We start from the raw sequence: 12,222 nt of genomic DNA on the forward strand, positions 1-12,222 counted from the left end.
CGATGCCCCGACAGGGGGCGCTGCGTTGCATATCCACGACCACTGGACCGGATTGCCTGTCAGGGCCCGCGGCACCAGCGCTGCCATGGGCAATTTCGACGGCGTCCATCTGGGCCACCGCTCGGTCATAGAGGCCGCGCGCGACGCGCTGCCAGAGGCGCCGCTGGCGGTCATCACATTCGAGCCGCATCCGCGCGAATTCTTTGCCCCCGAAGCGCCGGGTTTCCGGCTGATGAATGCCGAGGCACGGGCCAACCGTCTGGCGCGGCTTGGCGTTGAGCATCTGTTCCAGTTGCCCTTCGGTCCGGTGCTGGCCGGCCTGACGCCCGAGGCGTTCGCGCGCGAGGTTCTCTGCGACGGTCTGGGCATCGCGCATGTGACGGTCGGGCAGGATTTCCGCTTTGGCAAGGACCGCGCCGGCGATGCAGCGACCCTGCAGGATCTGGGCCGTCAGATGGGCTTTGGCGTCACCATCGCACCGCTGATCGGGCGCAACGGCCAGGATTTCAGCTCAACCGCGATTCGTCAGTCGCTGAGCGATGGGCACCCGCGTCAGGCCGAGACCATGCTGGGCCACTGGCATCGGATCGAAGGCGAGGTCATTCACGGCGAAAAGCGCGGCCGCGAATTGGGATGGCCCACCGCCAATATGTCGGTCGACGGGCTGCACCTGCCGCGACTTGGCGTCTATGCGGTGCTGGTCGATGTGCTGACCGGGCCTGACAAGGGCGTGTTCAAGGGCGTTGCCAGCCTGGGCGTTCGGCCGATGTTCGGGCGAAACCGGCCCAATCTTGAGGTGCACCTGTTCGACTTTGAGGGCGATCTTTACGGCCAGCATATCTCGGTCGCGCTGGTCGATTTCCTGCGCGACGAGGCGAAATTTGACGGGCTGGACGCGCTGATCGCGCAGATCGAGGCTGACGCCGATCAGGCGCGTGACATACTGGCAGGCCACTGATGCGCCCGCGCTTTTGGGAATTACCGCTCAAGGAGCTGACCGGCGACGAATGGGAGGCGCTGTGCGACGGTTGCGGAAAATGCTGCCTGAACAAGCTGGAATATGAAGACACGGGCGAGGTCGTCTTTACCAGCGTCGCGTGCAAGTTGCTGGATGGCGATACATGCCGCTGCAGCTCTTACGCCGACCGGCACGACTATGTCCCCCAATGCGTCGTCCTGACGCCCGCCAAGATCAGGAAGGTCGGCTATTGGCTGCCCGCGACCTGCGCCTATCGCCTGCGCCACGAAGGCAAGCCGCTTTATGACTGGCACTACCTGATCTCGGGCGATCGCGACTCGGTCCATCATGCCGGGGTCAGCGTGCGTGGACGGACGGTGAACGAGCTGTCGATCTCCGAGGACGATTGGGACGATTACGTGATCGAGGATCAGTCATGAATTTCGCATCCGACAACGCCTGGACAGCCCATCCGGCGGTCATGGAGGCGCTGAACGACGCCAATTCCGGCGCCGTGATGGGCTACGGCGCCGATGAGGTCACCGCGCGGGCAGAGGCTGCCTTGCGCGAGGTGCTGCAGGCACCCGACGCCGTGATCCGATTTGTGGCGACCGGAACGGCGGCGAATGCGCTGGTCTGCGCCCAACTGTCGCCCAGCTTTGGTCGCATCTATTGCCACGCGGATGCCCATATCGAAACCAGCGAATGCAGCGCGCCAGAGTTCTTTTCCGGCGGGGCCAAGCTGGTCACATTGCAGGGCGAGGACGGCAAGATCACGCCCGACACGCTGGCCGCCGCGATCCGGCATGGTGAGGGCGGCGGTCTGAACGAAGGCCGCAACGCCATGGTCTCGATCACCAATGCCACCGAATGGGGAACGACCTATTCTGCGGCCGAGGTTGCCGCGCTGGCGGATCTGGCCCATGGCGCCGGGCTGCCTTTGCATATGGATGGCGCGCGCTTTGCCAATGCTGTGGCCGGGCAGAATTGTTCGGCGGCCGATATGACCAGGCGCGCGGGCGTCGATGCGCTGTGTTTCGGCGGCACCAAGAATGGCGCGATGGCCGCCGAAGCAGTTGTGTTCTTCGACCCGGCCCACGCCGAGGGTTTCGACTATCGCCGCAAGCAAACGGGCCATGTCTATTCCAAGCAGCGCTTTCTGGCCGCACAGATGCTGGCGCTGGCGAGTGACGGGCTGTGGCTGGAACTGGGCCGCGCCGCCAATGCCAAGGCAGAGCGGCTGGCCGAGGGGATCGTATCGGCAGGTGGCGCGCTGCTGGCGCCCCGGCAATCCAACGCGGTCTTTGCCACGATTCCGGCCGAGGCGCATCAACGTGCCCGGGCTGCGGGCGCGATCTATCACCTCTGGCCCGATAAATCGGCAGAGGGGCTGGACCCGGTGCCCATTCGGCTGGTGACGGCATGGGATACGCCCGACGCGGATATCGAGGCTGTCATCCGTCTGATTGCCGGCTAGGCCGCGTCTTCAGGCGCGCAGGGCGGCCATCAGCATCCGCAATGCGTGCTCAACGGTTGCCATGCGGACCTGCGAGCGCCCGATTGCGCCGAATTCAACGGTCTCGATCCTCAGCCCGCGCGGTCCCGCCAGGCCAAAGCACACAAGGCCTTCGGGTTTGTGCTCGGACCCGCCCGGCCCGGCAATACCCGTCACCGAGATGGCATATTGCGACTGCGAGTGTTGCAGGGCGCCCGTCGCCATCTCTGCTGCCACCTCTTCGCTGACAGCGCCATGGGCAGCCAGCGTCTCAGCCTCAACGCCCAGCATCTGCGTCTTGGCGGCGTTGGAATAGGTGACAAAGCCACGGTCCACGACGTCGGAGGAACCGGGCACCTCGGTCAGTGCACCAGCAATCAGCCCCCCGGTGCAGCTTTCTGCGGTGACAATCATCGCGCCCTGACTGCGTGCTGTGTCCAGAACCTGGGCCGCGACAGAACCGGTCACAGCATCATCGGAATATGAAAGGCGGCAGCGGCGATCATGGTGGCGATGCCCGCGAACAGGCCGGCCCAGAGATCATCGATCATCACACCCGGCGCATCGCCGCGACGATCCGCGCGCCCGACCAGCCACGGTTTCCAGATGTCGAACAGGCGGAAGAACAGGAACGCCGCGACCCAGCCCGGATAGGGGAAATTGTCAACGCCCAGCCCCATTAGCCAAAACCCCGCCGCCGGAAAGCACAGCGCCAGCCATTGGCCGGCGACCTCATCGATGACGATCTCGCTTTTGTCCGGATCCGTCATGCCTGCCGTGTATCGCCGTACCGCCCAGAACCCGATGACGGTGACGACGAGTGTCGCGACGGCCAGCAACGGAAAATGCCCGATGCGATACAGCAACAGACCAAGTGCCACGGCAACCGCCGAGCCCCAAGTCCCGGGGGCGGGTTTCAGCAGGCCCGCGCCGAACCAGATGCAAAGAAGCCGTTCCACTGGTTTATCCTTTCATCAGGGCGCAGGTGGCGATGGCCGCGATGCCTTCGCCCCGGCCGGTAAAGCCAAGCCGTTCCGAGGTGGTGGCCTTGACGCTGATCCGTGCCGCCTCGACGCCCATGATCCGGGCCAGCCGGTCCTGCATCGCGCCGGCATGTGGGCCGATCTTTGGGGCTTCGCAGATCAGCGTGATATCGGCATTGGCGATCGTGAACCCCTTTTTGCGGGCGAGATCGGCTGCGTGACGCAAAAAGATGGCGCTGTCGGCGCCTTTCCATTGCGGATCCGATGGCGGGAAATGGCGACCGATATCGCCTGCCGCCAGCGCGCCATAGATGGCATCGGTCAGGGCGTGCATGCCGACATCTGCATCCGAATGGCCGATCAATCCGTGATCATGGTCAATGCGGATCCCGCACAGTGTGACATGATCGCCGGGCCCAAGCGCGTGCACGTCATAACCATTGCCCAGTCGGATATCGAATGCGCTGTTCATCCGCGCCCCCAGAATGCGTTCGGCCCGCGCGAAATCGGCGGGGAAGGTGATTTTCAGATTGTCTTCATCGCCCGGCGTGATGGCGACGGGAATGCCCGATTTCCGGGCCAGTTCCACATCGTCGGCGGCGTCATGCGGGTGGTCACGGTGGGATTTGGATATTTGAGTGAAGAAGAAACCCTGCGGTGTCTGTGCGCGGTAGAGACCATCGCGCGCGGCAGTGCCGGTGACGGTGCCGTTTTCGCCACGCCACAGAGCGTCGCTGACTGGCAATGCGGGGGCGGCGGCCTCTGCGCCCTCTTGCAGCGCGTCGAGCACGCCCTGGATCACGGCATCGCTGACCAGCGGCCTTGCGCCGTCATGGATGAGGACATGGGTGATGTCGCTGCCTTCAAGGCTGTCCAGCGCGGCACGGACGCTGGCGGCGCGGGTCTCGCCACCGGTGATGATGGTGCATTGGCCTGCGAAACTGTCGATCGCGCGGCCCATATCCGCAGGGTGGACGACCAGGATAACGCGGTCGAACCCGGCGAATGCGTCCAGCGTGTGGGCCAGCACGGGCCGGCCACGAAGGTCTTGCCATTGCTTGGGCGCGTCGCCGCCCGCGCGCGTGCCGCGCCCGGCGGCGGTGATGATCGCCGCATGGGATTTGGGCGCGATGACGGTCATGTGTGATCCGGCAGATCGCCCCTGATCGCGGTGGCGAAGGCGCTGCGGTAGAGTTGCGACAGTTCGGCCAGATCAGCGGCGTCCTCGCCCATCTGGATCGCCATACCGCCAAAGCTGCCGACCTGCTGAGATGGGATACCGGCGTTCTGGGCTGCTTTCATCAGGGCCATCGCGCCCGCTGCGTCGCAGGCGACCAGATAACGCGCCTGATCTTCGCCATAGAGTTGGCCGATATCTTCGCTGTCCAGACGCAGACCGATACCTGCTTCTTCTGCCATCTCGAATGCTGCCAGTGCGAGGCCACCATCGGAGAGATCGGTTGCCGCGCGCAAATGGCTGCGGTTCTCGCGGATGAATTCGCCATGCTTGCGTTCAAGCGCCAGATCGACGGGCGGGGCATCCCCGGTTTCGGTGTCAAAGGCCTCGGAGGCAAGCGCGGATTGGCCAAGATGGCCCTGCGTGCTGCCGACGAGGATGGCCAGATCGCCGTCCTCGGGCAGACCCGCAATCAGGTTCGAGAGGTTATCGATCAGACCGACCCCGCCGATGGTCGGGGTAGGCAGAATGCCCTTGCCGTCTGTTTCGTTATAAAGCGACACATTGCCTGAGACGATCGGGAAATCCAGCGCGATGCAGGCCTCGCCGATGCCTTTGATGGCGCCGACCAACTGGCCCATGATCTCGGGCTTTTCGGGATTGCCGAAATTCAGGTTGTCGGTTGTGGCCAGCGGCAGGGCGCCCACGGCGCAAAGGTTGCGATACGCCTCGGCGACGGCCTGTTTGCCGCCCTCGAACGGGTTGGCCCTGACGTAGCGCGGGGTCACGTCGCTGGTAAAGGCCAGCCCCTTGCTGGTGCCATGCACACGCACGACGCCTGCGCCCATGCCGGGACGGCGGATCGTGTCGGCGCCGACCTGTGTGTCATATTGTTCCCAGACCCATGCCTTATGGGCATAGTTCGGGCTGCCGATCAGCGCGCGCAACGCGGCGAGGGGTTTGATCGGGGGCAGAGCGGCGGCGGGTTCAGCTGGCGGTGTTTCGACCCAGGGCCGGTCATATTCCGGTGCGCTGGACGAGAGTTTGGACAGCGGCAGATCGGCCATTACCTCGTTGCCATGCAGGATCAGAAACCGGTCCTCGGCGATGGTTTCGCCAACGATGGCGAAATCCAGATCCCATTTTTCAAAGATCGCGCGGGCTTCGGCCTCTTTTTCAGGCTTCAGCACCATCAGCATGCGTTCCTGGCTTTCCGACAGCATCATCTCATAGGCGGTCATGCCCGTTTCGCGCTGCGGCACGTGATCCAGCGCCAGCTTGATGCCCAAGCCGCCCTTGTCGCCCATTTCAACGGCAGAGCAGGTCAGGCCGGCGGCGCCCATATCCTGAATGGAAATGACCGAGCCAGAGGCCATCAGTTCAAGGCAGGCCTCCAGCAGGCATTTTTCGGTAAAGGGCGCGCCGACCTGAACCGTGGGGCGTTTTTCCTCGATCGTGTCGTCAAACTCGGCCGATGCCATGGTCGCCCCGCCAACGCCATCGCGCCCGGTTTTCGCGCCCAGATAGACGACCGGCATGCCGACGCCGGATGCGGCGGAGTAAAAGATCTTGTCGGTATCGGCCAGGCCTGCGGCGAACGCGTTGACCAGACAATTGCCGTCATAGCTGCGGTGAAAGCGAACCTCGCCGCCGACATTGGGCACACCGAAGCAGTTCCCGTAGGACCCGACGCCTTCGACCACACCCTTGACCAGATGCGGGGTCTTGGGGTGGTCGGGGCGGCCGAAGGACAGCGAATCCATGGCCGCAATCGGGCGCGCGCCCATGGTGAACACGTCGCGCAGGATGCCGCCGACGCCGGTGGCCGCGCCTTGATGCGGTTCGATGTAGGAGGGATGGTTGTGGCTTTCCATCTTGAAAACCACGGCCTGACCATCGCCGATATCGACGACACCGGCGTTTTCGCCCGGACCGCAAATGACCTGAGGGCCGGTCGTGGGCAGGGTACGCAGCCATTTCTTGGAGGATTTATAGGAACAATGCTCGTTCCACATGGCCGAAAAGATGCCCAGTTCGGTGAATGTCGGCTCGCGTCCGATGATCTCCAGAATGCGGTCGTATTCGTCGGGCTTGAGGCCGTGCGAAGCGATCAGGTCGGGGGTGATCGTCGGTTCCTGCATCTGGTGCTGCCCTTTCGCCGTCTGGGATTTGGCGCCTTTTAGGCGCTGCGCAGGCCGAGGGGAAGGGGGCGCAGAGCGGGGGTCGGGTGCTGGGATCGCGCGGCGGATGGTTGGCCGCGCGATCCGGGATGCTATTGCCGCGTGGCGGTCAGGTCCACATCCACTGTAACGGTGAAGCCCACGGTGCTTTCGTCGGCATACCCTGCGCCCACGTCGAAATCGCGGCGATCCAGCGCTGTCTGACCGGTCATGGTGGCGGTGTCGCTCTCGATTTGCAGATCAAAGGGCAGGGTCACAGGGGCCTCGGCGCCGGCAAGCGTCATGGTGCCTTCGGCGATATGGCCGTCCGCCTCGGCGCGGATATCGGCCTCGAAGGTCGAGATCGGGTGATCGCCTGCCTTCATGAAGTCCGGGCCAAGCGCGGTCGAGGTGACCGAGCCCAGGCTTAGCGATTCCAGCGGAATCGACAGGCTGACCTGGCCTGTCTGCGTGTCAGGGTCATAGGTGATCTCTGCGTCCCAATCGGCGAATTGACCGGTCACCGGGCTGTTGCCTTGAACAACGGTGATGCCCAGGTTGCCTTGTTGTACGGCCCATAAAGGTCCGGTTGCCTCTGCCACTGGCTGGGCTTCTGACGCAGGCTCCGTCGCCGCCGTTGCCTCTGCCGGGGCTGCGGACTGGGCTTGCTCGACCGGCGCGGTCGCGGGTGCGTCATCCTCACCGCCAATGCCAAGGGCCAAAGATATGGCCACTGCCCAGATGGCCAGCGCCAACAGTGGCGCGGCAAAGGCGGGCAGGTGCGGACCTGCGGGTGGTTCGGGCAGATCCGTGCTGCGTCCACCCATGCGTGACAGCGTGGCGTCGCGGTCGATCAGCGCATGTTTCAACGCGCCGGCCACATGCAGCAGGATCAGCGCGGCAAGGACCAGCCAACTGGTCTTGTGGATGGCGGAAAAGGCGGCGCTGACAATTTCGTCCACCGGCATGCCCGGCAGGCGCTGGCCAAACGGCCAGACGATCCGCGCGAACTCGCCCGGCGCGCTGGAATGGCGCAACCAGCCCGACAGCGGCATGATGATCATCCCGCAATAGAGGGCCCAATGGACGGTCTCGCCCAGCAGCGTCTCGGCCCTGCGATTCGGATGCAGCGGCGCGGGGCGCGGCTGCGTGATCGCCCACAGGATACGCAGAACAGCCAGAACCAGAACCGCGATGCCGATGGTCTTGTGGACCGAATAAGTCGTGAAAAGCTGCGCAATATCACTGTCCGTGCTGCTTGGCAGGGTTTCGGCATAAAGCCCGATCGCCATCCCGGTCAGGATCAGGATCGCGATCGTCCAGTGAAAGCTGCGGGTGACCCAGCCATAGTTGCGCGTCGTATTTCCGGCCTGCATCCCAAGCTCCTGTTTATGTAGACCGTTCCCTTAGCGCGGCATGCGCGCGGTTGCGAGACTGTGCAGGGCGGGCTATTCGGAACTGTGAAGAGAAATGAGAGGACGCCATGCGCGCATTCGTCTTTCCGGGGCAAGGTGCCCAGACCATTGGCATGGGCCAGGAACTGGCCAGGGCCTATCCGGCGGCCCGCGATGTCTTCGAAGAGGTCAACGAGGCTTTGGGCGAGGATCTGTCCGGCCTGATCTGGAACGGCGATATCGAAACGCTGACCCTGACGCAAAACGCCCAGCCCGCGCTGATGGCGACCTCGTTGGCGGCGTTTCGCGCGCTGGAGGCCGAGGGGATCAACATTCAGGACGCGAATTTCGTGGCTGGCCATTCATTGGGCGAATATTCGGCCCTCTGTGCGGCGGGTGCGTTGACGCTGGCCGATACGGCGCGGTTGTTGCGGATGCGCGGGCAGGCCATGCAAGAGGCCGTTCCGGTCGGGCAGGGCGCCATGGCCGCGATCCTTGGACTGGATCTGGAAACCGTCGAAGGCATCGCACGCGAGGCGGCCGAGGACGAAGTGTGTCAGGCCGCCAACGACAATGATCCGGCGCAGATCGTGATTTCGGGCCACAAGGCGGCGGTGGAACGTGCCGCAGCACTGGCCAAGGAACGCGGCGCCAAGCGCGCGCTGATGTTGCCCGTGTCGGCCCCGTTCCATTCGGTGCTGATGCAACCGGCGGCGGCGGTCATGGCCGATGCGCTGGCCGGCGTCGATATCCAGCCGCCCGCCGTGCCCTTGATCGCCAATGTCCGCGCCGAGGCCGTGATCGAGCCGGGCGCGATCCGGCGCTTGCTGGTCGAACAGGTGACCGGCGCGGTGCGTTGGCGCGAATCGATTGCCAATCTGGCCGAGGCCGGCGTGACCGATTTCTGGGAAATCGGCGCGGGCAAGGCGCTGTCGGGGATGATCAAGCGGATCACCAAGGATGCGACCGTGCGCAATATCGGCGCGCCGGATGACGTTCTGGCCGTCAAGACCTGAGGTCGGCGGTCAGGGGCCGGGCACAAGCTCCGGCACAGAGAGACAAGGAAAGGCAAGGGCAGGATGTTTGATTTGAGCGGAAAGAACGCGCTGGTCACGGGCGCGTCGGGCGGGATCGGTGGCGCGGTGGCCGAGGCGCTGCACCAGGCAGGCGCGACGGTGGCGCTGTCGGGAACGCGCGAAGGGCCGTTGAAGGAACTGGCCGACAAGCTGGGCGAGCGCGCTCATGTGGTACCCGCCAACCTGTCCGATCCGGCGGCCGTCGACGCGCTGCCCAAGGCGGCAGCCGAGGCGATGGGCAGCGTGGATATTCTGGTCAACAATGCCGGCATCACCCGCGACAACCTGTTCATGCGCATGTCGGATGAGGAATGGTCGCAGGTGATCGAGGTGAACCTGACCAGCTCTTTCCGCCTGTGCCGGGGTGTGTTGCGCGGCATGATGAAGGCGCGTTGGGGACGCATCGTCAATATCACCAGCGTGGTCGGCACCACCGGCAATCCGGGCCAGGGCAACTATGCCGCCGCCAAGGCCGGTCTGGTCGGCATGTCGAAATCACTGGCCTATGAGGTCGCCAGCCGCGGCATCACCGTGAACTGCGTCGCGCCGGGCTTTATCGAGACGGCCATGACCGACAAGCTGAATGAGCAGCAAAAATCCGCAATCCTGACGCAGATCCCTGCCGGTCGCATGGGCGGGGCCGGCGATATCGGCACGGCGGTCCTGTATCTGGCCAGCCCCGAGGCAGGCTATGTCACCGGGACCACGCTGCATGTGAATGGCGGTATGGCGATGATCTGAGGGGGCGGGCCTGATACGAAACCGCTGCACTGCGGCGCAGAAAGCCATCAAAAGCGGGTTGCGAAAGCGGTATTCGTTGCTATATCCCGGCGCTAAGGCCGAAGGGAAACCGCCATCGGCTGTCGATACGCCCCGACAATCCGGGGGGCGGCACATTTGGGCGGATGCCCGTGAAAATGAGGAAGAGACATGAGCGATATCGCTGATCGGGTGAAGAAAATCGTTGTCGAGCATCTTGGCGTTGACGAAGACAAAGTTGTCGAGTCGGCCTCGTTCATCGACGACCTGGGCGCAGACAGCCTTGATACCGTCGAACTGGTGATGGCTTTCGAAGAAGAATTCGGGATCGAGATCCCTGATGACGCTGCCGAAACCATTCAGACCTTCGGCGATGCGGTCAACTTCATCAAAGGCGCCGTCTGACAGAGATTTTTTCCTGTCTGATGGGTAGGTATGGCGCTTTTCGTTCTCGGAAGGCGCCATTCTTTATGTTAGCCGCCTCTGCACGTCTGACGCCAGATGCCGGGATTCCGCGGCTACCGTGACAGCTTACTTTTTTTTGATCAGGGACTGTTGCTGCAATGCCTTACGTAAGTGATTTTACCGCCCTGACGACCGGAGAGTCGCGTTGGAACAAAGCCGACAGGCTGGGTACGCCAACGGTGGTTACCTACACATTCCTTGATAATGGCGAGTTGCCTTCGCTGCGCGAACACCCGCCCGCCTATTTTTTTGAAGACAATGTCTATCGATCCATGACCGGCCACCAGCGCGGCGCTGTCAACAAGGCTCTGGACCACTATGAGGCAGAGACCGGCCTGGTCTTTGTCGAGGTCAGCGACCCCGAGGACGCTTCGATCAAGTTTCTGGCCAACCGCTCCACCGACGACAGCGCGACGTCCTGGGCGTATTTTCCCGACACGACAACCAGCAATGGCGATGCCTATCTGGGATCTGTCTATGCGACGATCACCTTTAATCCCGACATGCCAGAGACCCTGGACTGGAGCGCCGGTGGCCCGCTTTACACGCTGATCGTTCACGAGATCGGCCATGCCGTCGGTCTGGAACACCCTCATGACGGGATGGATGATGTCTATCTGACGGCCTCCAAGGACAATCATGACCATACGATCATGTCCTATAACTGGGAATGGGAAGGCGACGCGACCGGAAGGTCGCGCGATACCCTGGCACCGCTTGATCTGGATGCGCTGCACTATCTGTATGGCGAAGACGCCGACTTTTCAGCGACCTGGAATGCTGCAGGCGGTTTCCTGGTGATTGCCGGAACCGGCGGCAGTGATGCGTTCACAGCGGGTCGCGCGCCCAGCCTATTGCGCGGTGGCGCAGGCAATGATCGCATCACCGGCGCGCAGTTCAACGACACATTGCTGGGTGGTGTTGGCGATGACCGCATGGATGGCGGCGCGGGTTCCGATCGTCTTTATGCCGATGCCGGCGCCGACAGGGTCTACGGTGGCGGTGCGGCCGATACGCTGACCGGTGGGAATGGCGCGGATTACCTGCACGGCCAGCAGGGCAACGATTTGATTTACGGGGATGAGTGGGGCGATACGCTGATCGGTGCCATGGGCGACGACAAGGTTTATGGCGGTGCCGGCAACGATCTGCTGACCGGCGACTCCGGCGATGATAGCCTGTTTGGTAACATCCATCACGACACGCTCCGGGGCGGCGCGGGCGATGATCGGCTGTGGGGCGAGCAGGGCGCCGACGTCCTGTATGGCGGTGACGGACATGACAGCATGTTCGGAGGCTACGACGATGACTGGCTCTTTGGCGAGTTTGGTGATGATCTGCTGGATGGTGGTGGTGGCGCTGACGCGTTGTTCGGCGGTGATGGGTACGACCGCCTGCTGGGACGCGCGGGCCATGACAGCCTGACCGGCGGCAATGGCAGCGACATTTTGGATGGCGGCGACGGTCGCGATCGTCTCAATGGTCAGGCAGGAAATGACATTTTGCGTGGCGGCAGTGCGGCCGATGTTTTTGTGTTCGGCAATGGGTCCGGCATGGACCGGATCGTCGATTGGCAGAACGGTGTCGACCAGATTGATCTGGGCGGCGTGAACGGCTTTGACGACTTCTCAAATGTGTCGGATTCTGCGCGTCAAAATGGCGACAACGTGATCATCGATCTCACCGGCAGCAGCAGGATCGTTATCGAAAACGCCCAGCTTTGGCAGCTTGACGAGGGCGATTTCATTTTCTGATA

12 protein-coding genes are annotated in these 12,222 nt (G+C 63.4%); 7 read left to right on the plus strand and 5 right to left on the minus strand.

What is annotated here, in order from left to right; all coding sequences use genetic code 11:
• Window positions 1–25: 25 nt before the first annotated feature.
• Genes CUV01_RS15095 through CUV01_RS15105 form a run of 3 tightly spaced genes read left to right on the plus strand, consistent with a single transcriptional unit; the run spans window position 26 to window position 2,435 of the window.
• Window positions 26–958, plus strand: a complete 933-nt coding sequence (locus CUV01_RS15095; protein ID WP_101461192.1) for a bifunctional riboflavin kinase/FAD synthetase — start codon at window positions 26–28, stop codon at window positions 956–958.
• A complete protein-coding gene (locus CUV01_RS15100) occupies window positions 958–1,398 on the plus strand; it encodes a YcgN family cysteine cluster protein (protein WP_101461193.1) in 441 nt (146 codons plus the stop codon). Before CUV01_RS15095 ends, CUV01_RS15100 begins: the two co-directional genes overlap by 1 nt.
• Window positions 1,395–2,435, plus strand: coding sequence for a threonine aldolase family protein (locus CUV01_RS15105; RefSeq protein WP_101461194.1), 1,041 nt, complete (start codon window positions 1,395–1,397; stop codon window positions 2,433–2,435). The genes CUV01_RS15100 and CUV01_RS15105 overlap by 4 nt, the downstream gene beginning before the upstream one ends.
• A 9-nt stretch (window positions 2,436–2,444) precedes the next feature.
• On the opposite strand, the gene CUV01_RS15110 is transcribed toward CUV01_RS15105, so the two are convergent.
• The 5 genes from CUV01_RS15110 to CUV01_RS15130 all read right to left on the minus strand — a co-directional run bounded on the left by CUV01_RS15110 (window position 2,445) and on the right by CUV01_RS15130 (window position 8,148).
• Complete coding sequence (locus CUV01_RS15110) at window positions 2,445–2,867, minus strand: CinA family protein (protein WP_232962772.1); 423 nt, start codon at window positions 2,865–2,867, stop codon at window positions 2,445–2,447.
• A 50-nt stretch (window positions 2,868–2,917) separates the two neighbouring features.
• Window positions 2,918–3,412: a phosphatidylglycerophosphatase A family protein gene (locus tag CUV01_RS15115; protein WP_101461196.1), complete on the minus strand. Its 495-nt coding sequence runs from the start codon at window positions 3,410–3,412 to the stop codon at window positions 2,918–2,920.
• Window positions 3,413–3,416: 4 nt separating this feature from the next.
• A complete protein-coding gene (locus CUV01_RS15120; RefSeq protein WP_101461197.1) occupies window positions 3,417–4,577 on the minus strand; it encodes a bifunctional 2-C-methyl-D-erythritol 4-phosphate cytidylyltransferase/2-C-methyl-D-erythritol 2,4-cyclodiphosphate synthase in 1,161 nt (386 codons plus the stop codon).
• Window positions 4,574–6,754 carry a phosphoribosylformylglycinamidine synthase subunit PurL gene (purL, locus tag CUV01_RS15125; protein WP_101461198.1) on the minus strand — a complete coding sequence of 727 codons (2,181 nt, stop codon included), beginning with the start codon at window positions 6,752–6,754 and terminating at the stop codon, window positions 4,574–4,576. Before purL ends, CUV01_RS15120 begins: the two co-directional genes overlap by 4 nt.
• 131 nt (window positions 6,755–6,885) lie before the next feature.
• The gene (locus CUV01_RS15130) at window positions 6,886–8,148 is read right to left on the minus strand and encodes a cytochrome b/b6 domain-containing protein (RefSeq protein WP_101461199.1); all 1,263 of its coding nucleotides are present in this window, start codon (window positions 8,146–8,148) and stop codon (window positions 6,886–6,888) included.
• A 107-nt stretch (window positions 8,149–8,255) separates the two neighbouring features.
• On the opposite strand from CUV01_RS15130, the gene fabD reads away from it, so the two are divergent.
• The 4 genes from fabD (at window position 8,256) to CUV01_RS15150 (ending at window position 12,220) form a co-directional block, all read left to right on the plus strand.
• Window positions 8,256–9,182, plus strand: a complete 927-nt coding sequence (fabD, locus tag CUV01_RS15135; RefSeq protein ID WP_101461200.1) for an ACP S-malonyltransferase — start codon at window positions 8,256–8,258, stop codon at window positions 9,180–9,182.
• Window positions 9,183–9,245: 63 nt separating this feature from the next.
• On the plus strand, window positions 9,246–9,983 hold the full coding sequence (gene fabG / locus CUV01_RS15140; RefSeq protein WP_101461201.1) for a 3-oxoacyl-ACP reductase FabG: 738 nt from the start codon (window positions 9,246–9,248) through the stop codon (window positions 9,981–9,983).
• Between the two features lie 189 nt (window positions 9,984–10,172).
• Window positions 10,173–10,406 (plus strand): acyl carrier protein, encoded by a 234-nt coding sequence (locus tag CUV01_RS15145; protein WP_090522829.1) that lies wholly within the window; start codon window positions 10,173–10,175, stop codon window positions 10,404–10,406.
• 158 nt (window positions 10,407–10,564) lie between these two features.
• Window positions 10,565–12,220, plus strand: a complete 1,656-nt coding sequence (locus tag CUV01_RS15150) for a matrixin family metalloprotease (protein ID WP_101461202.1) — start codon at window positions 10,565–10,567, stop codon at window positions 12,218–12,220.
• Window positions 12,221–12,222: the final 2 nt, after the last annotated feature.

The organism is Paracoccus tegillarcae, assembly GCF_002847305.1.
Classification (GTDB): Bacteria; Pseudomonadota; Alphaproteobacteria; order Rhodobacterales; family Rhodobacteraceae; genus Paracoccus; species Paracoccus tegillarcae.